The organism is Martinezella sp. CNPSo 3959 (genome assembly GCF_057784355.1).
In genome coordinates this window covers 89,921-111,053 of sequence record NZ_JBXSOV010000018.1, presented here as the reverse complement: position 1 = coordinate 111,053, position 21,133 = coordinate 89,921, and the positions used below count along the sequence as shown (strand labels likewise).

Annotated in this window: 23 protein-coding genes; 7 read left to right on the top strand and 16 right to left on the bottom strand. The window is 59.9% G+C overall.

Annotated elements, in window-relative coordinates:
- Positions 1–76 precede the first annotated feature (76 nt).
- From AC13RE_RS26515 to AC13RE_RS26470, 10 genes are all read right to left on the bottom strand, one after another.
- A complete protein-coding gene (locus tag AC13RE_RS26515) occupies positions 77–721 on the bottom strand; it encodes a LysE family translocator (protein WP_488565140.1) in 645 nt (214 codons plus the stop codon).
- Positions 722–840: 119 nt separating this feature from the next.
- Positions 841–1,818 (bottom strand): type II secretion system F family protein, encoded by a 978-nt coding sequence (locus AC13RE_RS26510; RefSeq protein WP_488486175.1) that lies wholly within the window; start codon positions 1,816–1,818, stop codon positions 841–843.
- Between the two features lie 22 nt (positions 1,819–1,840).
- Positions 1,841–2,848 (bottom strand): type II secretion system F family protein, encoded by a 1,008-nt coding sequence (locus AC13RE_RS26505; RefSeq protein ID WP_132721096.1) that lies wholly within the window; start codon positions 2,846–2,848, stop codon positions 1,841–1,843.
- Between the two features lie 8 nt (positions 2,849–2,856).
- Positions 2,857–4,335, bottom strand: a complete 1,479-nt coding sequence (locus AC13RE_RS26500) for a TadA family conjugal transfer-associated ATPase (protein ID WP_132721095.1) — start codon at positions 4,333–4,335, stop codon at positions 2,857–2,859.
- Positions 4,336–4,412: 77 nt separating this feature from the next.
- Entirely contained in the window at positions 4,413–5,684 is a 1,272-nt protein-coding gene (locus AC13RE_RS26495; RefSeq protein ID WP_488486173.1) for a CpaE/TadZ family protein, read from the bottom strand.
- A 37-nt stretch (positions 5,685–5,721) separates the two neighbouring features.
- Entirely contained in the window at positions 5,722–6,510 is a 789-nt protein-coding gene (locus AC13RE_RS26490) for a CpaD family pilus assembly protein (RefSeq protein WP_488565139.1), read from the bottom strand.
- Positions 6,511–6,523: 13 nt separating this feature from the next.
- Positions 6,524–8,029 (bottom strand): type II and III secretion system protein family protein, encoded by a 1,506-nt coding sequence (locus AC13RE_RS26485; protein ID WP_488565138.1) that lies wholly within the window; start codon positions 8,027–8,029, stop codon positions 6,524–6,526.
- Between the two features lie 14 nt (positions 8,030–8,043).
- A complete protein-coding gene (cpaB, locus tag AC13RE_RS26480; RefSeq protein ID WP_488565137.1) occupies positions 8,044–8,859 on the bottom strand; it encodes a Flp pilus assembly protein CpaB in 816 nt (271 codons plus the stop codon).
- Between the two features lie 164 nt (positions 8,860–9,023).
- The gene (locus AC13RE_RS26475; protein WP_488565136.1) at positions 9,024–9,536 is read right to left on the bottom strand and encodes an A24 family peptidase; all 513 of its coding nucleotides are present in this window, start codon (positions 9,534–9,536) and stop codon (positions 9,024–9,026) included.
- Between the two features lie 91 nt (positions 9,537–9,627).
- Positions 9,628–9,810, bottom strand: coding sequence for a Flp family type IVb pilin (locus tag AC13RE_RS26470; protein WP_488565135.1), 183 nt, complete (start codon positions 9,808–9,810; stop codon positions 9,628–9,630).
- 401 nt (positions 9,811–10,211) lie between these two features.
- Between AC13RE_RS26470 and AC13RE_RS26465 the strand changes: the two genes are divergently transcribed.
- The 7 genes from AC13RE_RS26465 (at position 10,212) to AC13RE_RS26435 (ending at position 15,718) form a co-directional block, all read left to right on the top strand.
- Entirely contained in the window at positions 10,212–10,637 is a 426-nt protein-coding gene (locus tag AC13RE_RS26465; protein ID WP_488565134.1) for a pilus assembly protein N-terminal domain-containing protein, read from the top strand.
- 153 nt (positions 10,638–10,790) lie between these two features.
- The gene (locus AC13RE_RS26460) at positions 10,791–11,411 is read left to right on the top strand and encodes a TadE/TadG family type IV pilus assembly protein (protein WP_488565133.1); all 621 of its coding nucleotides are present in this window, start codon (positions 10,791–10,793) and stop codon (positions 11,409–11,411) included.
- 14 nt (positions 11,412–11,425) lie between these two features.
- On the top strand, positions 11,426–11,998 hold the full coding sequence (locus tag AC13RE_RS26455) for a TadE/TadG family type IV pilus assembly protein (RefSeq protein ID WP_488565132.1): 573 nt from the start codon (positions 11,426–11,428) through the stop codon (positions 11,996–11,998).
- Positions 11,999–12,130: 132 nt separating this feature from the next.
- The gene (locus AC13RE_RS26450; protein WP_488486165.1) at positions 12,131–13,351 is read left to right on the top strand and encodes a phosphopentomutase; all 1,221 of its coding nucleotides are present in this window, start codon (positions 12,131–12,133) and stop codon (positions 13,349–13,351) included.
- Positions 13,348–14,316: an adenosine deaminase gene (locus tag AC13RE_RS26445; RefSeq protein ID WP_488486164.1), complete on the top strand. Its 969-nt coding sequence runs from the start codon at positions 13,348–13,350 to the stop codon at positions 14,314–14,316. The genes AC13RE_RS26450 and AC13RE_RS26445 overlap by 4 nt, the downstream gene beginning before the upstream one ends.
- Positions 14,317–14,437: 121 nt before the next feature.
- Positions 14,438–15,067 carry a uracil phosphoribosyltransferase gene (upp, locus tag AC13RE_RS26440; protein WP_015338410.1) on the top strand — a complete coding sequence of 210 codons (630 nt, stop codon included), beginning with the start codon at positions 14,438–14,440 and terminating at the stop codon, positions 15,065–15,067.
- A 126-nt stretch (positions 15,068–15,193) separates the two neighbouring features.
- On the top strand, positions 15,194–15,718 hold the full coding sequence (locus tag AC13RE_RS26435; RefSeq protein ID WP_488565131.1) for a retropepsin-like aspartic protease family protein: 525 nt from the start codon (positions 15,194–15,196) through the stop codon (positions 15,716–15,718).
- 49 nt (positions 15,719–15,767) lie between these two features.
- Here AC13RE_RS26435 and deoA read toward each other — a convergent pair whose 3' ends face one another.
- The 6 genes from deoA to AC13RE_RS26405 are packed head-to-tail and all read right to left on the bottom strand — an operon-like array spanning position 15,768 to position 21,133.
- Positions 15,768–17,075, bottom strand: coding sequence for a thymidine phosphorylase (gene deoA / locus AC13RE_RS26430; protein ID WP_488565130.1), 1,308 nt, complete (start codon positions 17,073–17,075; stop codon positions 15,768–15,770).
- 3 nt (positions 17,076–17,078) lie between these two features.
- On the bottom strand, positions 17,079–17,852 hold the full coding sequence (gene deoC, locus AC13RE_RS26425; RefSeq protein ID WP_488565129.1) for a deoxyribose-phosphate aldolase: 774 nt from the start codon (positions 17,850–17,852) through the stop codon (positions 17,079–17,081).
- The gene (locus AC13RE_RS26420) at positions 17,849–18,655 is read right to left on the bottom strand and encodes a purine-nucleoside phosphorylase (RefSeq protein WP_132721082.1); all 807 of its coding nucleotides are present in this window, start codon (positions 18,653–18,655) and stop codon (positions 17,849–17,851) included. Before AC13RE_RS26420 ends, deoC begins: the two co-directional genes overlap by 4 nt.
- The gene (locus AC13RE_RS26415; RefSeq protein WP_015338405.1) at positions 18,652–19,044 is read right to left on the bottom strand and encodes a cytidine deaminase; all 393 of its coding nucleotides are present in this window, start codon (positions 19,042–19,044) and stop codon (positions 18,652–18,654) included. Before AC13RE_RS26415 ends, AC13RE_RS26420 begins: the two co-directional genes overlap by 4 nt.
- A 3-nt stretch (positions 19,045–19,047) precedes the next feature.
- The gene (locus AC13RE_RS26410; RefSeq protein WP_285175871.1) at positions 19,048–20,019 is read right to left on the bottom strand and encodes an ABC transporter permease; all 972 of its coding nucleotides are present in this window, start codon (positions 20,017–20,019) and stop codon (positions 19,048–19,050) included.
- A gap of 10 nt (positions 20,020–20,029) precedes the next feature.
- Entirely contained in the window at positions 20,030–21,133 is a 1,104-nt protein-coding gene (locus AC13RE_RS26405) for an ABC transporter permease (protein WP_015338403.1), read from the bottom strand.

Genomic DNA, 21,133 nt, shown 5'->3' with positions numbered 1-21,133 from the left:
GGCTTGCCTGCGCACCTCTCGCACAGATAAGCCGGCCGCGCGCCAATTCAGGCGGATACCCGGCAGCTCGAGGCACTTAACGCCAGATGTGGCGCGGCAGCCCCTCGGCGACAAGCCGCGCTCCGAGCGCGCCGATAACAGCGCCCGCCACCCTGTCGATCCAGAGCTTTGATCCAACATACATGGCGCGCGGGCGGTTGGAGGAGAAGGCAAGCGTCACCCCGGTATACCAGCCAGCCTCGACCAGAAAGACTGCGGGTGGAACCGTAAAGAGCAGCCACGGAGGCGGAGCAGCCGGCAGGAGTGCGGCGAAGATACTGCCGTAGAAAATGGCTGTCTTTGGATTGCTGAGCTGCGTGCCGAGCGCAAAGAGGAAGTTGCGCATCACGCCGCCCTCTGCCGGCGTTGCCGGCGCATTGATGGGAAGATCGTCCGCTGCGCTGCGCCAGATCCTAATGCCGACATAGATCAGATAGAGGCCGCCGCCGATTTTCAGTGCGAGATACAGCCATTCGACTTTCATCAGCAATGCGCTGAGGCCAAACAAGGCCAAGGTCGCAAAAATGACGCTGCCGGTTCCCATACCGAAGGCTGCGGCAAGCCCCGCCTTACGGGAACGCGAAACAGCAATGCGCGAAACGAGCACGAAACTGGGGCCGGGACTGACCGCCCCGATGAAAACGGCCGCCATGACGCTGAAAAATATTGCCAGGGATGACATGCGAGACCTCCAAAGACGCTCGGCGCGAATGACTTCCGCTTGCTGGAACACACGCGAGACGCAATCGACGACATTGGATACAACTAACCATGTCTCCGCGTGGCGGGCAAGCAGGCAATTCAGAACTTGTCCATGGCCTGGATGATCGCCGGGCCGAGAATGACAGCCATCAGGACCGGCAGGAAGAAGATGATCATCGGCACTGTCAGCTTCGGCGGCAGCGCGGCCGCCTTCTTTTCCGCCTCGTTCATGCGTTCGTCGCGGCCCTCCTGCGCCATGACGCGCAGCGCCTGCGAGAGCGGCGTACCATAGCGTTCGGCCTGGATGAGCGCCTGCGTCACCGATTTGACGAGATCGATCTGCGTACGGGCGGCGAGATTGTCGAAGGCGGTACGGCGATCCTGCAGGAAGGAAAGCTCGGCCGTGGTCAGCACCATTTCCTCGGCAAGTGCTGGGGATTGCTCCGCCATTTCCTCGGACACGCGATGCATACCCGCCTCGATTGAAATGCCCGATTCCACGCAGATCAACATCAGGTCGAGGGCATCGGGCCAGGCGCGCTTGATCGATTTCTGGCGCTTGCTCACCAGATTGGAGATGTAAATGTTCGGCGTATAGAAGCCCAGATAGGCGAAAGCGATGACCCCGAGCAGGCGGATCGGCAGGGGCTTTGCGGCGAACCAGCCGAGAACGAAGACGACGACGATCGCAACCGCGAGAAACAGGAACGGCAGCAGGAATCGCGCCACCAGGAACATGTTGAGCGCATTTTCCGATCGCAGGCCCGCGGCCCGCAAGCGATTGACGGTATTGGCGTCGACCAGCGCGTTGCGCAGGTTGAACCGATCGACGATCTGTCTGACGTTTCGATTGTTGTGGCTGCGCAGCGATGCCTTGCCGCCGTCCGCATTCAGCCGTGCCCGCTCGCGCGCACGGATCTGTTCGCGCTCCGTCGACACGGCCTTCATGCGCTTGCTGAGATCGCCGCGTTCCAAAAGCGGTATCGCAATCGTGTAGAAAGTCGCGAACACGGCAATGGCGACCACGACGGCAAGAAGAGTGCCGGGATCGGTTAAACGGGCAGCGAGATCGGTCATGGGCTACGCGGCTCCTTCCCGCTCAGATCTCGAAATTGACCATGTTGCGCATGATGAAGATGCCGATCGACATCCAGATGCCGGCTCCGAGCAAGATCAGATGGCCGCGCGGATCGGCGAACAGGATCATCATGTATTGCGGCGACGTCAGATAGACCAGCAGCATCACCACGAAGGGCAGAGTGCCAATGATGACGGCGGATGCCTTGGCTTCCATCGACAATGCCTTGACCTTCGCCTTCATCTTCTTGCGCTCGCGCAGCACCTTCGAAAGATTGCCGAGAGCTTCCGACAGGTTACCGCCCGCCTGGGCCTGGATCGCGATAACGATCGAGAAGAAATTTACCTCCTGCAGGGGCATATGGTTCGAGATGCGCGCGCAGGCATCCGCCATGCTGAAACCGACTTGTTGCGCTTCGACCACCCGGCGGAACTCCGTCTTGACGGGCTCCCGTGCCTCACCGGCCACCAGCCGAACCGCATCATTGAGCGGCAGGCCTGAGCGAAGGGAACGCGTGATGACATCGAGTGCGTTCGGAAACTCCTCTAGAAATTTGCTTTGCCGGCGCTTGATGAGGAAGCGGACGACCCAGCGCGGCAGGCCGAAAGCAGCGGCAAAGAATATGCCTAGAATCGCCAGCAGCGGGGCGCCGACAATGAAAAGAACCAATGTGACGAAAAGGCCGAACAGTACGCTGAAGATGTAAAAGCGCGCCGGCGTCAACGACAGACCGGCCTGAGCGAGGCGGGCTTTCAGGGACTGCCTCTTTTTCGTGTTTTCGGACTGGCGCCGTTCCAGATCCTTCAGAGAATCCTGCACGGATTTGCGCCGCTTCGACATTTCCTGGACGCGATCACGCGCTGCCTTGACCTTGACGCGATCGGTTTCGGCCTGCTTGACGCGGTTGACACGACCTTCCGCCTTCTTCTGGGTCTCGATCCGCGAATAGAGAACGCCATAGCAGACTGCCGCGGCGGAAACCGCCGCCAGCAGCACAATCAACAGCACTATTGGATCGATACCGAACATCGTAAATCCTATTGCGCCTTCTGTTCCATCTCATCCAAGGCGGCCGCCAGACGCCGCTCCTCGTTATAGTAGCGGGCACGATCCCAGAAATGCGGCTTGCCGATGCCGGTGGAGACGTGCCGACCGATAATCCGGCCGTTCGCATCTTCGCCCTCGATCTCGTAGCGCATCAGATCCTGGGTAATGATCACATCGCCTTCCATGCCCATCACCTCGGTGATCTGGGTGATGCGACGCGAACCGTCACGCAGGCGAGCGGCCTGGATGACGACGTCGACGGAGCTGGAAATGATCTCGCGCACGGTCTTGGCCGGCAGGCTGAAACCACCCATCGCGATCATCGATTCCATACGGCTCAAGCACTCGCGCGGCGTATTGGCGTGGATGGTCCCCATGGAACCATCGTGGCCGGTGTTCATCGCCTGCAGCAGGTCGAATACCTCGGGTCCGCGCACTTCGCCGACGATGATGCGTTCGGGGCGCATACGCAGGCAGTTCTTGACGAGATCGCGCATGGTGATCTCGCCCTCGCCTTCGATGTTCGGCGGACGGGTTTCGAGACGCACCACATGCGGCTGCTGCAGCTGCAGTTCGGCGGTATCTTCGCAGGTGATGACGCGTTCATCGCGGTCGATGTAGTTGGTCAGGCAGTTCAGAAGCGTCGTCTTGCCCGAACCGGTACCGCCTGAGATGACGACATTGCAGCGCACGCGGCCGATGATCTGCAAAAGCGTCGCGCCTTCGGGCGTGATGGCGCCGAAGCGGACGAGCTGATCGAGGGTAAGCTTGTCCTTCTTGAATTTACGAATGGTCAGCGCGGGACCGTCGATCGCGAGCGGCGGTGCGATGACGTTGACGCGCGATCCATCGGGCAGGCGCGCATCGCAGATGGGGCTGGATTCATCGACGCGGCGGCCGACCTGGCTGACGATGCGCTGGCAGATGGAAAGAAGCTGCGAATTGTCGCGGAAGCGGATTTCGGATTCGACGGTCTTGCCGCCGACTTCGATGAAGGTCTGTCCGGCACCGTTGACCATGATGTCGGCAATGTCGTCGCGGGCGAGCAGCGGCTCCAACGGACCGTAGCCGAGCACATCGTTGCAGATGTCCTCGAGCAGTTCCTCCTGCTCGGAGATCGACATCGCGAAATTCTTGATGGTGATGATATCGTTGACGATATCGCGGATTTCCTCGCGTGCGGCCTCGTTTCCGAGCTTGGAAAGCTGCGAAAGGTCGATCGTGTCGATCAGCGCGGAGAAGACCTGCGATTTCGTATCGTAATATTCTTCGGTGCGCGCCACGCGACGGCGGCTGGGCGTCTGCATCGAGGGAGGCGCGACCTGCTGACGCGGCTGCGTGGAATCATGGGACGGCTCTATCAGCACGGCCGGTGCCGTCGGACCATTGCCAACGGCGGGCACGCGCGCCGGCGGCGGAGACATCGCGCCGCTCTTTGCAGGACCTTCATTTCCGCGCTTGCCAAACATCTTTCTGATCCAATTCTAATGCTGCTGCACGGCCTCCATGAAAATCGGCCTTCGGAAGTCCGTGCGAAATCAAACGATCATTTTCGCTTCAGAAGGCCCAGCAAACCGCCCTTTCTGGCCTTCTTCAAAGCGACACGTCCGGTAACGATGTGCGATATCTGCGAGAAAGTCTCCGCGGTCGGCGACTTCGGATCGGTTTCGGCGATCATCTGCCCGCTGTTGGCGGCATTGCCGAACAGGTTGATGTCGAAGGGGATGATAGCGATCGGATCCGTCTCAAGCGGTGCGCAGAACTCCGAAGGATTGATCTCGGGACGCTTCGGCATGCCGACCTGATTGAGAATGAGGTGCGGCGCCTTGTCGTTGGGCCGCAGCTTGCGCAACGCGTCGATCAGATTCTTGGCGTTGCGCAGATTGGCGAGATCGGGCGCGGCGCAAATGACGACCTCGTCTACCGCGCCAAGCACCGAGCGTGTCCATTCCGTCCAGACATGCGGCACATCGAGAACCGCGACCGGAGCACTGCGCTGAAGGACGTCCAGCACCGGCAGGAAAGCCTGCCCTTCAAAATCATAGGCGCGATCCAGCATCGAGGGAGCCGCCAGCAGCGAGAGATGCTGGGAACATTTGGTCAGCAACCGGTCGAGGAAGACCTCGTCAAGCCGCTCAGGGGCATAGACGGCTTCCGCGATACCCTGCGCGGGATCCTGGTCGAAATCGATATTGGCGGTGCCGTAGGGCAGATCGAGATCTGCAAGAATGGTTTCGGTGGAGAAAAGGCTGGAAATTCCGAAGGCGCAATTATGGGCGATGGTCGATGCGCCTACCCCACCCTTGGCGCCGATAAAAGCGATACTGCGCCCGAGCGGCTCGGCATCGGGATCGATAAAGATCGCCGCCACCGCAGTTAAGAGATCGACCATGTCGGTCGGCTGGACGATATATTCGGAGATGCCGTTGCGGATGAGTTCACGATAAAGGCCGATATCGTTGTGATAGCCGACGACGATGACTTTGGTGCTCGGATCGCAGACGGCGGCGAGCGGTTCGAGTTCCGCCAGCAGGCCGCGCGGACCGGCGCGCGTCTCCAGGATGATCAGATTAGGGGTCGGCGCCGAGGCGAACATGTTTGCTGCCGCTGCGACACCACCGCTGGTGATGCGAAGGCTAACCTTGGACATGCGCCGATCGTTGGCACACTGATCCATCACCTGCTGCAGCTGCTCGCTTTCACAGAAGGCATGTATGGAAATACGCGGCAGCGGCCGTAGACTGTCGAGATTGGCCGAGCGCGAAACCTCCTCCGCTTCCGGGGCAGTCGAGCCGATATCATATTCGATGGCGTTCATGATTTCATCCTGTTCCGCCGGCGCGTAACTCTCATGTTCATTGGCCCGAGCCGCCGGAACCACTGAAGCCGCCAACCGTGGCGGTACTCGTCGGGACCGAGCCATTGCGATAATTGTCGATCACCTTGCTGCGCTGATCGGTATCGATCGGCGACACGGCACGCGGCGAGATCAGATCCGTCGGATTGGCGACTTGCGCCGCCAGATTATGCTGTGTCGCGCAGCCGAAATTGTAGTAGTTCTGGTTATCGAAAGCGTTGTCCGAAAGATCGTCCGGCCATTGACCGCATGTGTTGGTGAGCGCCGTCGTCGCTGTGAAGCGCAGACGAATCGGAGCCGCATCGCCTGGGTCGCCAGCCCCATAGGAGCTGTCGACGATGCGGGCCGACGGAATGCCGTTCGCAACCAGCTCCCTGCGGATCTGCTGACGCAACGCAGATGCTGCCAACGAATTCATCGATCCCCTGGGGGCAAGGATTTCGACCGTACCGCTCGCACGGGTTCGGTAGTCCTGGACAAATCCGCGGATGGTATCGCGCATTCCCGTCGTCAGGCGACGGTCGCTGGCGGCAACCGGGATATCGAGATTGTGTTCTTTCTCCGTCAACACGATCGGATGACGTTGCCGGTAATCGTCATTGATCGCGCTGGTGGTCATGCGATCACGTGAATCGGCGCAGCTGCTGATAGTTGCAGCCGTCACGATCAGGGCCGGCACCATCAGAGCCAGCCCGAGGGAACGGGACCGGCCGGTGCGAGGCGCTTTGTGCTCCAGGCTGGCCATTTTGGGATCTTTCGTTGATCCGGTTGAAAAGGCGCGCGTCATGATCGGTCTCTCCTCACTTGTAGATGAAGCCGACAGTGCCGTGGAAATCGGCATCGGCGACCGGCGGCCCGTCCTTGCGGCCGTAGATCTTGTTGACACGATTCATGAAGACGCCGCTGATATCGTTGCTCGGCGAGAAGTTATCGTCGGGGCGGGCAAGCTGGCTACGGGCGACCGGCCGCACCAGATAAGGCGTCGCGATGATGACCAGCTCGGTTTCATCGCGCTGAAAGCTCTTTTGACGGAACAGAGCGCCGAGAATCGGAATCTTCGAGGCGCCCGGCGTGCCGTTGGTGGTCTGCTGAATGGTATCGCTCAGGAGACCGGCCAAGGCGATCGAGCCGCCCGACGGCAACTCCACCGAAGTATCGGCGGCGCGCTGGTTGTAGGTTGCCGTGCCGGCGTTGGCCGTGCCAACCGGATTGGAGACCTGGGTCTGCACATGCAGGGCGATTCGTCCGGCAGACAGCACGACAGGCGTGAACGCCAAACTGATACCATAGGTGAAGGGCGTGACCGTGACGGTCCCGTCCTTATTCGCGACGGCGTACAGGGTCTGACCGCCCGAATTGAAGGTCGCGGCCTGGCCGGAGATCGCCGTCAACGTCGGCTCAGCCAGCGTACGGACGGCCCCAGCCTGCTCGAGAGCATTGAGATAGGTGCTGATATCGTATTTGCCGATGGCGGTCTTGAACAAGCTGGCCAGGCCGCCGCCGCCGGCCGCCGCAGTCCCATCCGCGCTAGGACTGCCGAGCTGGGCAACCGTCAAGCCGGAAGAATTCCTGACGAGATTGTCGAAGCCGATCTGCTTCAGCACGCTGCGCTTGATTTCTGCGACGGTCACCTTGAGCGTCACCTGATCTTCGCCTTCGATCTGCAGCATGTTGACGATCTGCGAGGTCTGCCGTGTTTCCGCGAAAATGGCGACCGCATTGTTGTCGCCGCTGCCCGAGGCAGTCTGGTTTCGAGTCGTCGCCTCGCCGCCTTTGAGGAAGGCCTGCGCAAGCTGCTCGGCCCGTGTCGCATCCTGGGGCGTGCGCACCGTACCGGTCATGACGATGTTGTCGGAAACGATCTCGACGTTGATGTCGGAGTCCGGAATGAAGCGCTTCAGGTTGGCCTGAAGTCCGGCAATGTCGCGCTCGATCTGCAGATCGAGGCTGACGATCTCCTTACCGTCGGCGCCGAAGATGAAGATATTGGTCTGGCCGACCGTCTTGCCGAAAAGATAGATGCGGCGTGAGGTTCGCGTCACCGCATCGGCCATCTTGGGATCGGAGACAAGGATATCGTGAGCATCGGCCGGCAGATCGACGACAAGCGCCTTGTTGAGGCCCAGCTTCAATGTGCGCTTCGTGCCCAGGCCGGCTATCGTCACGATACTGTCCGAGCCGCTCGCGAAGGCCGCAGGCGTGCGCAGAAAGGCCGGCATGTCTGCTAAGGGCAGGCCGGCAAAGGCGATCGAGAAGGAGAGGCTTACACCAAGGGAGAGGCTGGCTTTGTTGCTTGTCTTGAACATGGTCTCGCCCCTTCTCACTGCGGCTTCGGCCCGGTCGGGCCGTCGGTCACGATTGCTCCGGATTTGATGACCTGGATCATGCTGCCGCCATTGTCGCCGGCCAGAAGATAATCAGCGGCCGTCGTATCGGACTGCTGCGCGTCCGCAACAGAGCGCAACGCCAACGTCAGGCGATCGGCCATCTGGTGGGCGACCGCTAGGACCCTCGTCTGGTCCGGCGTCAGCTCCAGCGTCGCGGTCGCGCCGACGACGGCCTTGCTTCCATCCTGCTTTTCCTCGATCTGCTGATCGACTGCCAGAACGCGAACGTTGCTGAGCACGGTTTCCGTGACGAGCTGCTGTTGGGAGCCCTTACGCACCATGATGACGTCGACACGATCATTCGGAAGGATGAAGCCGCCTGCGCCGGTGGAGACGGAAATCTCCGTGGCGACGGCCCGCTTGCCCGCCGGCAGCAAAGACGAAAGGATGCGGCTGTTGGAATCGGCAATCTTCTCCTCGCGGATGGGCTCGCCCTCGAAGATCGGCAGCCGAACAACAGCGCCGGTCAGATCTTTCAGAGCGTCGGGCCGTTCGCGTTCGGTGACGAGGCCTTTGACGAGACCGCTTTCAGGCCAAGGCATCCAATGGATCGACTGTTCGTTGAGACGCGAACCGACGGGCAGATTGGCGCCGGCTACGAGGACGTTGACCGTCGCCTCCTTCTCCACGACCGCCGCGATCTGCTGGGGAACGATATCGCGCGAACCCGCCAGGCGCATCGCGAGCAGACCGGCCATACCGGCCGCGACGGCTGCCACTGCGAGGATCATTATGCGAGCGGGTTTCATGGTCATTCCTTGAGGAACAGGATTCTTCGCCCTGCAGAATGACCGGCAATTGGTGTAATTATGGTTAATGGGTGGTTACATTTACAATTATTTAAGCCAAACTATTAAAGAAATATAAGATACAATATCGCGCAATACATCATTAATGCTTAGAATTCTCTAATTTAGAGAAGATGTGATGTCGCTGCGATGACCATCGGCGACGAGGGAAAAACCAGGAAACCGCCGATGGCGATGGCAATGCCATAGGGGATTTTTTTGGCAACCAACAGCGAGTTCGGTACAGGCAGGCCCATCGCCATTATGATACTGGATTGTGAGCGTATCAGGAGGATGAAAATTGTCACCGCACCGCCGAGGAAGGCAACATAGATGAGGAAGGACAGGAGCGACGGATCGAAGCCGAACCAGAGTGCAGAAGCCGCCAGCAGCTTGGCATCGCCACCGCCCATGACGTTCAATGCAAAAAGCGCGAAGCAGACGCAGAAAACGATGGCCGCGCCGGCAAAATGCATGCCGATGTCGGGCCATGTCAGACCGAGCAAGGGCGCAAGCACGATGAAGGAGCCGAGCAGGACGAGCGACACACGGTTCGGGATCGTCATGGTAAGCAGATCGGAGAGGGCAGCGACCGCCAAACAGAGCGGGAAAATCAGTAATGTTGCGGCTTCAAGCATCAAACATCCCCAACTCAACTATAAAAGTCAAAAACCGCTCATAGTACTGAGCGGTTTCCGAACAAGACATGCCACGATGAAATTGGCGCGCTTAATGCAAAGCGACAGCGCCATTCATCCTGCCTGAGATATTGGTAAAGGTAGCGCTTAGCGTGTTACCCAGTGTGGTTGCGCCAGCGATGATAGCAACCGAGATCAGGGCGGCGATCAGGCCATATTCAATTGCGGTCGCGCCGGATTCATCCTTCAGGAAACGCGAAAAAAGCTTGGACATAAGTTTAACTCCACTTTGTTGACAGCACGTCCGCCAACTGTTGCCGTTGATCGGATGAACTGCACGGTAGCTGCGCGCCGTTTCCATCGCTTTAAAGAATGAGGTTAATGCACAGTAAATACAAAAACGAAAAAAGAATAGTTAATGCAAGTTTCATGATCTTCTTTCCGTTTTAAAGAAATTCTTCAGTCAAATTGAAATTATTAGATAGGAGAATATTAGCGAGATATATGATTCGTCTCGAAACAATACACGATCCCCCAATGATGGGATGATATGACGGACAAGCGGGACATCCGCACCATAATCGAACGATACCGGATTAGCTTAATCGTTCATTCACCATTCTTTCCCATTCTATCCGGAATTCTTTTCGCCATAGCGTTCCAAGAGGCCAAGCCATGCCAATCGGCGGCAGAACAGCATTCCTTGCCTGCATTGTTGCCGTGGCCGGCATGACGCCGCAGCTTTCCCACGCCGCCGGAGAAAGCATGCTGCGCGTCTATATGGATCACGCGCGCGTATTGAAGCTGGACCGCCCTGTCAGTAAGGTCATCGTCGGCAATTCGCAGGTTGCCGATGCAACGGTCGCCGATCCGAAAACCATCGTACTGACCGGCCGCAGCTTCGGCACGACAAATATCATCCTGCTCGATACCGACGGCAATGCGATCGTAGACGAGCAGATCCTGGTGTCGATCGACGAAGGCAATACGGTCCGTGTTTTCCGCCAGACGGATCGCGCCGTGCTGTCGTGCACGCCGAATTGCGAACAGCACGCCCAGCAAAACAATACGGCGACACCGACCGCCGCCGCAGGGCCATAGCAACATTCGATAACGCAAATATTCTAAAGTACTTCCGAAGAATTGAATTGCGATCGATAATCCCGACTTCCTCTAAATATGAATAGAGAAGAGAAACGGATTATCAAGAAAGCAACTCTAGTGTCCTCCGCGTTTAAACATTGCGGATGACCTATGACGCCAGACAACGCGCTTCTCGCCAATACAAGCCCTGCACGGCAGCATGCCCGGGGTAAATTGCGCGAATTCGTGCGCTCTCGCGATGGGACGGCAGCGATCGAATTCGCTCTGCTTGCGATTCCCTATTTTCTGATCATCTTCGCCATTATCGAAACCTTTGTCGCCTTTACTGCGGAACAGGTCGTTTCGAACGCCGTCGATACTCTATCGCGTCAGATCAGAACCGGGCAGATTACTGCGGCCAATACCAGCTCGCAGCAATTCCGGCAGGCATTTTGCAATCAGATTTCCGTGCTCATTACCTGCTCATCTACTGAATTACAGACGCCGACAAACCTTTACCTCGATGTGCAGAGCTATTCGAGCTTCGCATCGATGCCGACAACAATCCCTCGCAAGTCCTCAACCGATCCCTATTCCGACCTCAGCACCACAGGTTTCGCCTTCACGCCAGGCGGGGCCAAGTCACTGAACATGGTGCGCGCCTACTATCGCTGGGGGATCATAACGGACCTGCTGCGCCCCTATCTGACCAACGTGCACCCGACCGACGGTTCGGCCTCAGTCTATCTTATCGTCGCCACGGCGGCATTTCAGAACGAGAATTATCCGTGAACAGGGCCGCAAGCGTGACCGCGAAAGAAAGTGCGCCCTCAGGCATATTGCGGCGATTCGCCCGCGACGAACGCGGCGTGGGCGCCATCGAATTCGCCATTCTTTTTCCCGTACTGCTGATGCTCTATCTCGGTGCCTTCGAGCTTACCGTCGGCCTCAGCGCCTCGAAACGAGCCAGCCGCTCGGCCGGTTCGATAGCCGATATCGTCTCGCAGCAATCGTCGATCACAAAGTCCGTGCTTACGACAATGCCCTCGGTCGCCGGCGCCATCTTCGCACCCTATAACACCACCGGCCTGACGCTGAAGATTACCGGCATCACCATCGACGCCTCAGGTAAGGCGACAGTGGCATGGTCCTGGGCACAGGACGGAACCAGGCCATATACGGTGGGTTCGACGGTCACTTTGCCGGCCAACATGAACCAGGCAAGCACATTCCTCGTCCGCAGCGAACTTGCCCTCCCCTATCAGCTCCTCAGCTTTGGTGCCAATTTCCTGCCGAGCGGCACAAACCAGATCACCATCAGCCGGCAATATTACTATCGCCAGCGTGTCGGCACTTCGATCAGCTGCAGCGACTGCTGAGAACTCCGCCGCTGAGAGGCGCCTAGCGGACGCTCCAAACGGAAAATTGCCAAGTCGATGCCTCCGTTATATGGGTGACGTCCAATGACCCGGAAGACCTCCCGGGGGTGACGGTATTCTATCGGGTGATCTATGGCGCGCGCCTTTCTCTTCGTTCTGGATTCTTTCGGCGTGGGTGGCGGCCCCGATGCGGCAAGCTACGGGGATGAAGGCGCCGACACGCTTGGCCATATCGCGGAATTCTGCGCTGCGGGCGCGGCCGATCGGGCAGGCCTGCGCCAAGGCCCGTTGACATTGCCGATCCTATCTGGCCTCGGCCTGCTGGAGATCGCCAAGGCGGCAACGGGCAACTATCCCGCCGGCATGCCGCTACCGGAAAAACTGTATGGTCTCTATGGCTGCGCCAATGAGGTCTCCCACGGCAAGGACACACCTTCGGGCCATTGGGAGATCGCCGGAACGCCCGTCATGTTCGACTGGGGATACTTTCCGGCCGAGGGCGATGCCTTTCCGCCGGAGCTGGTGAAGGCCATCTGCGAGGCCGCCGATCTGCCGGGAATTCTCGGCAATTGCCACGCCTCCGGCACGGATATCATCGCAAAGCTCGGCGAAGAGCACATCCGCAGCGGCAAGCCGATCTGCTATACCTCGTCCGACTCCGTCTTCCAGATTGCAGCGCACGAACAGCATTTCGGCCTCGACCGGCTGATCGGCCTCTGCAAGATCGTACGCACGCTCCTCGATCCCTACAATATCGGCCGCGTCATAGCCCGCCCCTTCATCGGTGAGACAGTGGCGACATTCGAGCGAACCGGTAATCGTCGCGACTTTTCCGTTCTGCCGCCCGAGCCGACGCTGCTCGACCGTCTGATCAAGGCCGAACGCACGGTGCACGCCGTCGGCAAGATCGGCGATATCTTTGCCCATCAGGGTGTCTCCAGGGTCATCAAGGCCAATGGCAACATGGCGCTGATGGATGCGACATTGAAAGCCATGGACGAAGCCGAGGACGGCGATCTGGTCTTCACCAATTTCGTCGATTTCGACATGGTCTATGGCCATCGCCGCGACGTGCCGGGCTATGCTGCAGCGCTCGAGGCCTTCGACGCGCGCCTGCCTGAAGTGCACAAGAAGCTGAAGGCCGGCGATCTCGTTATTCTGACCGCCGATCATGGCTGCGACCCGACTTGGCGCGGCACCGATCATACACGCGAGCGCGTGCCCGTCATGGCTTACGGGCCGGGCATTCGCTCGCGCTCCATCGGCGTCCGTCAGACCTATGCGGATATCGGCGAGACGGTTGCGAAACATTTGGGAATTGCGGCAGGGCCGCACGGGAGGAGCTTCCTTTGACATCGCATTTGAAGAAAGTGGAGCTGCACTGCCATCTGGAGGGCGCCGCTCCGCCGGCATTGACGCTCGCACAAGCGGAGAAATACGGAGTCGACACCAGTGCCTTCCTCAAGGACGGCGTTTACCTCTGGAAGGATTTTGCCGAATTCCTCGTCTGCTACGACAAGGTTTCCGAGGTCTACCGCACCGAGGAAGACTATGCGCTGCTGACGGAAACCTATTTGGAAGAGCTTGCCGGCATCGGCACGATCTATAGCGAACTCATCGTCTCGCCCGACCATGGCGACCGCATCGGCCTCGGCGCTGACGCCTATATGGCCGGCGTTTCGGCCGGCATCCGTGCCGCGAAGGCAAAAACGGGCATCGAGGCGCGGCTGATCGTGACAGGCGAACGCCACTTCGGCCCGGAGCGCGTAGTGAAGGCGGCGGAATATGCCGCCAAGAGCGATAATCCGCTGATATCAGGCTTCAACATGGCCGGCGAGGAGCGCATGGGCCGCGTCGCCGATTACGCCCGCGCCTTTGACGTCGCCCGCGAGGCGGGCCTCGGCATCACCATCCATGCCGGCGAAGTGTGTGGTGCATTTAGCGTCGCCGACGCGGTGGATCTGGTGCGTCCACAGCGTATCGGCCATGGCGTGCGCGCCATCGAGGATATGGATCTCGTCAGACGCCTTGCCGATCTCGGCACCGTGCTGGAAGTCTGCCCCGGTTCCAACATCGCGCTGAAGGTTTTTCCGGATTTCCAGTCGCATCCGCTGCGCAAGCTGCGCGACGCCGGCGTGAAGATCACGATCAGCTCCGACGATCCGCCCTTCTTCCACACCTCGCTCGAGCGAGAATACGAGCTTGCGTCGTCAGCCTTCGGCTTCAGCGACGACGAGATCAATGCGATGACCCGCACGGCGATCGAGGCGGCGTTTGTGGACGAGGCGACACGGGCGGCATTGCTAGCGAAGCTCTAAAAGCGTGGTTTTGGCCGCAGATTGGGGATGAAATCTCCAGAAGTGGCCTATTTTCTTGCACCAGAGGCGATTTCCGTGGAAGAACCATCTTATATCGCGGAATTACTGGAAGGCTGAAACCATGGACGGCGTCACTGTCATCGATCACCCGCTTGTGCAACACAAGCTCACAATCATGCGCAAGAAAGACACGTCGACGGGAAGCTTCCGCCGGCTGCTGCGCGAGATTTCGACGCTGCTCTGTTACGAAGTGACGCGCGACCTCGAACTGACCATCGAGACCATCGAGACGCCGCTGCAGCCGATGGATGCGCCGATCCTCGAGGGCAAGAAGCTGGTCTTCGCCTCAATCCTGCGCGCCGGCAACGGCCTGCTCGAAGGCATGCTCGACCTGGTGCCCTCGGCCCGTGTCTCGCATATCGGCGTCTACCGCGATCATGAAACGCTGCAGCCGGTCGAATATTACTTCAAGGCGCCAGAGGATATCTCCGAGCGCCTGATCATCGTCGTCGATCCAATGCTCGCGACGGGCAATTCCTCGATTGCCGCGATCGAAAAGCTGAAGGAGCGCGGTGCGCACAATATCCGCTTCCTCTGCCTGCTGGCGGCTCCCGAAGGCATCGCCAATTTCCGCAAGGCGCATCCGGACGTTCCGGTGTTCACGGCCGCCATCGACAGCCACCTGAATGAAAAGGGCTATATCGTCCCCGGCCTCGGCGATGCCGGCGACCGCATGTACGGCACCAAGTAAATCCGCTCTAATACTTTTCAGGAAGCCCGGCAGTTATTCGACTGCGGGGCTTTTTATTGATTGCTTTAGCATCCTTTCAGCACTCTCGGCTTATAGATGGCATGGTCCGCAGGAGGGGCCTTGCCGATGCTCGTTCGTGTTCTTGCCGTTGCCGGTGTCATCGCCGTTGCGGCGACCCAGGTGCCGATGCTGGTGAGCAGCTATGGCGAACATGCCGCGAAGCCCGCACCGGTCGAAGCGGTTTCGCTTGCCCCTCCGAAGGCGGAAGCTGCCGTTTCCTTTGGCCGCGTTCAACTGCGCGCCAATGCGGGCGGCCACTATGAAGGCGATTTCACCATCAATGGCCGGTCTGTGCACGGGATGATCGATACCGGCGCGACCTATGTGACGATGAACGAAAGCACCGCGCGCAGCCTCGGCTTCAGCAGCGTCGATCTCGACTATCGCTACTCAGCCCAAACGGCAAACGGCACGTCAAAGGTCGCCCACATCAAACTCGACCGCCTGGAGATCGGCACGATCCGAGTTCGCGATATCGATGCCGTGGTGGCAAAGGACAGCGCATTGGGCACGACGCTGATCGGCATGAGCTTCATGAAGAAGCTGAACTCCTATGGTGTTCAGAACGGCACATTGCTTCTCAAGCAATAGGATAGAAGGCCTTCCCGAGACTGCGAAGCGGCCGACTGGCGCCTTCAGATCAAATCCGTCTGACAATGACAGGTGACAAAACGGGCACCGCATCCATGATACGATAGTTAGCCGACAAATCGCCTGCGGCCTTTTGCGCGCTTGCCTCGTCCGCCGCGTGAACGGTGGCGATGCGGTCGCCCCTGCTCACCTTCGTTCCGAGTGGCAGAATGTCTGTGAAGCCAACGCGATGATCGATCTTGTCCTGCGGGCGGCGACGGCCGCCGCCGAGATCGATGACGCTCATGCCTATCTCCCGCGCATCACAGGCGCCAAGCCAGCCATCGGCGGCGGCGAGAACGGGCTTCTGCACCGGCGCACTCGCCAAGTAGAGATCAGGGTGTTCCAGCAGATCCGCGGAGCCGCCAAGCGCATGCGCCATACGGCCGAAGATCTCTGCCGCCTTGCCGGATGCCAGAGCCGTACGCGCCCTAGTCTCTGCATCGGCAGCGTTCGCGGCAATGCCGGCCTGAACGAGCATTTCGGATGCGAAGGCCAGCACAACCGTCTCGAGCCGCGTGCCCGATTTGTTGCCCTTCAGGAAATCCAGGCAGTTACGAAGCTCGACCACGTTGCCAGCCGCATCGGCCAGGGGCTGGTTCATGTCGGTAATCAGGGCCGAAGTCTTGACCCCGCCGCCATTGGCCACTTCCACCAGCGAGCGCGCCAACGTCTCGGCTTCTTCCTGCGAGGTCATGAAGGCACCGCTGCCGATCTTGACGTCGAGCACCAGCGTTTCCAGCCCAGCCGCCAGTTTCTTCGACAGGATGGAGGCGGTAATCAACGGTACGGAATCGACGGTCGCGGTGACATCGCGCACCGCATAGAGCTTGCCGTCGGCGGGCGCCAGCGCGCCGGTCTGGCCGATGATGGCGCAGCCGACCTCATCGACCACCTTGCGGAAGCGGGCGGCATCCGGCGTGATCCCGTAACCGGGAATGGATTCCAGCTTGTCCAGCGTGCCGCCGGTATGGCCGAGACCGCGACCAGAGATCATCGGCACGGCGAGGCCGCAGGCGGCGGCGATGGGAGCGAGCATCAGAGAGACGTTGTCGCCGACACCGCCAGTCGAATGCTTGTCGGCAATCGGCCTGCCGATGCCTTGCCAGGAGAGGATATCGCCAGAGCGGGCCATGGCGAGCGTCAGCGCCACCGTTTCCTCCCGCGTCATGCCGCGAAACCAGACGGCCATGGCAAAAGCGCCGATCTGGCTTTCCGCCAGTTCGCCCCGCCCTAGTGCGCCGATAAACGCATCGATATCGGCAGCCGAAAGGGTGGCGCCGTTACGCTTCTGACGGATGATCTCCTGCGGGATCATGGATCAGTAGCCTGAAGACGCCGTCTTGGACTCGCCGCCGGCCAGCACGTTCGAGATATCGTCGAGCAAGCTCGACGCACCGAAGCGGAAGGTCGACGGCATAGCCCAGTCGGGCGCCATGATGGTCTCGGCGAGGCTGAGATACAGAGCCGCATCGGAGACAGAGCCGATGCCGCCGGCCGGCTTGAAGCCGACCTTGCGACCGCTGTCGCGGATGGCGCGCAGCATGATGTCAGCGGCTTCGAGCGTCGCGTTGACGGCAACCTTGCCGGTGGACGTCTTGATGAAATCGGAGCCGGCATCGATCGCGAGTTCTGACGCGCGCCGGATGAGAGCGGTATCCTTGATTTCGCCGGTTTCAAGGATGGTCTTCAGAAGGACCGGACCTTTGCATTCGGCCTTTACCGCGGCAACCATATCGGTGACGGCCTGCTCATTGCCCGCCAGAAAGGCGCGATAGGGAATGACCAGATCGATCTCGTCGGCGCCATCGGCAATGGCTTCGCGCGCCTCGGCGGCAACATCGGCCACTTCCATGTCGCCGGCCGGGAAATTCACCACGGTCGCGATCTTTATGGCATGATCGACACCGAGAATGCCACGCGCCTGTGCGACGAAACGCGGCCAGATGCAGATGGCGGCCGTATTGCCATAGGGCGATTGCGCACGGGCGCACAGCGCCTCGATCTGAGCCGGGGTGCAGTCATCCTTGAGATTGGTGAGATCGAGAAGGGAAAGCGCAACGGCTGCCGTTTCTCTCAGCGAATGGCCGGTCATTGTGGATCTCCTTCGTCCGCGATCATTTCTTTCAGGATAGCGGCAAGCCGCGCGCCGCCGACCGGAGCCATGTCCTTCGTCTCCTCATGCGAGAGCTCGCCGCCGGTCATACCAGCACCATAGTTAGTGATGACGGAGGCAGCGGCAACCCTCAAACCGAAAAGACGCGCCAGGATGACTTCCGGCACCGTCGACATGCCGACGGCATCGGCACCGAGGATGCGCGCCATGCGGATCTCGGCCGGCGTTTCGAAGCTCGGGCCGGAAAACCACATATAGACGCCATGTGACAGCTTGATCTCGGCCTTTTCCGCCGCCTTGCGCATGCGCATGATGAGGTCGAGGTCGTAGGCGCTGGTCATGCCGACGAAGCGCCTGTCGCTTTCCTCACCGATCAGCGGGTTCATGCCGGAATAGTTGATGTGATCGGTGATCTGCATCACCGAGCCCGGCGGCATCTCTTCCCGCAGCGATCCCGCCGAATTCGTCAGGATCAGCGTGTCGACGCCAAGCGCCTTCAGGGTCTCGATCGGCGCGCGCATGGCGTTGGCGTCGCCCTTTTCGTAGTAATGTACGCGGCCGGAGAGCATGATGACGGGGACATCGCCGAGCTTGCCTGCGACCAGTGTGCCCGCGTGGCCTGATACTGCGCTGACCGGGAAGCCGGGCAGATCGGCATAGGGAATGCGCAGCGCGTCTTTGACCTCATCCACGAGAGAGCCGAGGCCGGAACCCAGGATGATGCCATAGCGCGGCTTCAGCTCGCCGAGCTTCTCGGTGAGGATATCGACGGCCGCACTCATCCGAGCACCTCCGTTTCGAAGCTGAAGGGCAACATTTCGTCCATGGTCATGGTCTTCTTCACGCCGGTTTCGTCGCAAAGATAGATGCGCGTCTCCTTGCTGGCAAATTCGGCGATCTTCTGCCGGCAGCCGCCGCAAGGCGGGCAGAGCGGCAGCTTCTCGGCGATGACGGCGATCTCGACGATCTTCTTGGCGCCGCCCATGATCATCTGGCCGATCGCTGTGGGTTCGGCGCACCAGCCCTGCGGGAAGGACAGGTTCTCGATATTGGCGCCGGTATAGATCTTGCCGTCCTCAGCGCGGATCGCCGCGCCAACGGGAAACTTCGAATAGGGAGCATGCGCGAACGCCATCGCGCCGCGCGCGGCCTCGAACAGATCATGCGACATAGACTAGCGCTCCTTGGTATAGGGCACGCCACCGGCCTTCGGAGGCTTGGCGACACCGATAAAGCCTGCAAGCAGGATGCAGGTGAGGATATAGGGCAGCGCCTGGAAAATCTGTACCGGCACCTCACCGATGCCCGGAACCGCCTTGCCCTGCATGAAATTGGCGAAGGCATCAAGGAAGCCGAATAGAAGGCAGGTGAACATGACCGGCACAGGCTTCCATTTTGCGAAGATCAGTGCGGCAAGCGCGATATAGCCCTTGCCCGCGGACATGTTGTTGATGAAGGCGGCCGACTGGGCGATGGCGAGATAGGTTCCGGAGAAGCCGCAGAGAATGCCGGCTGCTATCAGCGATCGATAGCGCAGCCATTCGACCGAGATGCCGGCGGTATCGACGGCGCCAGGATTTTCGCCAACGGCACGCAGGCGCAGACCGAAACGGGTGCGATAGAGAATCCACCAGGAAATCGGCACCGTCAGGAAGGCCAGATAAGTCAGGATATTGTTGCCGGAGATGACATTCGCATAGAGCGGCCCGATGAACGGAACGTCGCGAATGGCATCGGCGCCGGGCAGCGTGATGCCGGAAAAACGTGCGGTGGCAGGCAAAGTGGGCGTGCGGCCACCCTGACCGAACCAGGCTTGACCGAGAACGATGGTCAGGCCGGCCATCAGGAAGTTGATCGCGACGCCTGAAACGATCTGGTTGCCACGATTGGTGATCGATGCGAAACCGTGCAACAGGCCGACGACGACCGAGACGACAATGCCCGCGCCAAGGCCGGCCCAGGGTGAGCCGCTGATCGAGGCGACGCAGGCGGCAGCAAAAGCCGAGGCCAGCATCTTGCCTTCAAGGCCGATATCGAAGATGCCGGCGCGCTCGGAAAACAGGCCCGCCAGCGCCGTGAAGATCAGCGGAATCGACAGGCGGATCGTCGAACCAAGTATGCTGATGAGAAGATCATAATAGTCCATCGTCCGATCCTCACGTCCTGGCGAATGTCTGGTAGATGCGCACGAGCGCAGGTCGGAACATATATTCGAGGGCACCGGCAAACAGGATGACGAGACCCTGGATCACCACGATCATGTCGCGCGTGATGTTGGGCATATCGAAGGAAAGCGCGTCGCCGCCCTGATAGAGAATGCCGAACAGGATCGCCGCCACGATGATGCCAAGCGGATGATTGCGGCCCATCAGCGACACGGCGATGCCGACAAAGCCCGCACCGAGCACGAATTCCACCTGCAGACGCGCGGAAGCGCCCATGACGGGATTAAGCGCCATCATGCCGGCAAGACCGCCGGAAAGAAGCATGGCGATGATGACCGTGCGGGCGTAGGGAATGCCGGCATAGACCGCAGCGGTGGGGCTGAGGCCCAACGTGCGCATTTCATAGCCGAGCTTGGTGCGCCAGACGAGTACCCACACCAGGAAGCACATGACCAGCGCGATCAAGAACGACACATTGAGCGGTGCCGCACCGATGGTCGAGCCGAACATATCCATCAACCAGCCGAGCTTCGGCAGCTGACCGCCCTCCAGAAAGGTGCGGGTTTCGGGGGCCATCTTGCCCGGAACGATCAGTATATGCACCAGCAGGAAGTTCATCATCGCCGATGCGATGAAATTGAACATGATCGTGGTGATGACGACGTGGCTGCCCCGCTTGGCTTGCAGCCAGGCAGGAATGAAGGCCCAGAGCGCCCCGAAGATCGCCGCGCCGATGACGGCAAAGGGCATCGTCACATACCAGGGAACATAATGGTCGAGAGTCAGCGCCACCAGGGCGCAGCCGAGACCGCCGACATAGGCCTGGCCTTCCGAACCGATATTGAAAAGGCCGGCATGGATGGCGACGGCGACCGACAGGCCGGTGAAGATAAAGCTTGTCGCATAATACAGCGTGAAGCCGATGCCTTCGCCGCTGCCAAGCGCGCCCTGCAGCAGCAGGACAAGCGCATCGAGCGGGCTCTCGCCGATGAACCAGACGACGAGGCCGGAGATCAGGAAGGCAACAATGAGATTGAGAAGGGGGATCAGACCGTAGGTGATCCAATTGGGGAGCGGAACGGAAGCCGTGCTCAT

Coding starts and splice junctions, on each gene's coding strand:
- AC13RE_RS26410 (WP_285175871.1), bottom strand. CDS start 20,019: ATGGACTATTATGATCTTCTCATCAGCATACTTGGTTCGACGATCCGC.
- AC13RE_RS26505 (WP_132721096.1), bottom strand. CDS start 2,848: ATGTTCGGTATCGATCCAATAGTGCTGTTGATTGTGCTGCTGGCGGCG.
- AC13RE_RS26515 (WP_488565140.1), bottom strand. CDS start 721: ATGTCATCCCTGGCAATATTTTTCAGCGTCATGGCGGCCGTTTTCATC.
- AC13RE_RS26495 (WP_488486173.1), bottom strand. CDS start 5,684: ATGAACGCCATCGAATATGATATCGGCTCGACTGCCCCGGAAGCGGAG.
- AC13RE_RS26490 (WP_488565139.1), bottom strand. CDS start 6,510: ATGACGCGCGCCTTTTCAACCGGATCAACGAAAGATCCCAAAATGGCC.
- AC13RE_RS26405 (WP_015338403.1), bottom strand. CDS start 21,133: ATGAGCACGGCTTCCGTTCCGCTCCCCAATTGGATCACCTACGGTCTG.
- AC13RE_RS26475 (WP_488565136.1), bottom strand. CDS start 9,536: ATGCTTGAAGCCGCAACATTACTGATTTTCCCGCTCTGTTTGGCGGTC.
- AC13RE_RS26450 (WP_488486165.1), top strand. CDS start 12,131: ATGGCGCGCGCCTTTCTCTTCGTTCTGGATTCTTTCGGCGTGGGTGGC.
- upp (WP_015338410.1), top strand. CDS start 14,438: ATGGACGGCGTCACTGTCATCGATCACCCGCTTGTGCAACACAAGCTC.
- AC13RE_RS26420 (WP_132721082.1), bottom strand. CDS start 18,655: ATGAGTGCGGCCGTCGATATCCTCACCGAGAAGCTCGGCGAGCTGAAG.
- AC13RE_RS26510 (WP_488486175.1), bottom strand. CDS start 1,818: ATGACCGATCTCGCTGCCCGTTTAACCGATCCCGGCACTCTTCTTGCC.
- AC13RE_RS26485 (WP_488565138.1), bottom strand. CDS start 8,029: ATGTTCAAGACAAGCAACAAAGCCAGCCTCTCCCTTGGTGTAAGCCTC.
- AC13RE_RS26465 (WP_488565134.1), top strand. CDS start 10,212: ATGCCAATCGGCGGCAGAACAGCATTCCTTGCCTGCATTGTTGCCGTG.
- deoC (WP_488565129.1), bottom strand. CDS start 17,852: ATGACCGGCCATTCGCTGAGAGAAACGGCAGCCGTTGCGCTTTCCCTT.
- AC13RE_RS26460 (WP_488565133.1), top strand. CDS start 10,791: ATGACGCCAGACAACGCGCTTCTCGCCAATACAAGCCCTGCACGGCAG.
- AC13RE_RS26415 (WP_015338405.1), bottom strand. CDS start 19,044: ATGTCGCATGATCTGTTCGAGGCCGCGCGCGGCGCGATGGCGTTCGCG.
- AC13RE_RS26470 (WP_488565135.1), bottom strand. CDS start 9,810: ATGTCCAAGCTTTTTTCGCGTTTCCTGAAGGATGAATCCGGCGCGACC.
- AC13RE_RS26500 (WP_132721095.1), bottom strand. CDS start 4,335: ATGTTTGGCAAGCGCGGAAATGAAGGTCCTGCAAAGAGCGGCGCGATG.
- cpaB (WP_488565137.1), bottom strand. CDS start 8,859: ATGAAACCCGCTCGCATAATGATCCTCGCAGTGGCAGCCGTCGCGGCC.
- AC13RE_RS26435 (WP_488565131.1), top strand. CDS start 15,194: ATGCTCGTTCGTGTTCTTGCCGTTGCCGGTGTCATCGCCGTTGCGGCG.
- deoA (WP_488565130.1), bottom strand. CDS start 17,075: ATGATCCCGCAGGAGATCATCCGTCAGAAGCGTAACGGCGCCACCCTT.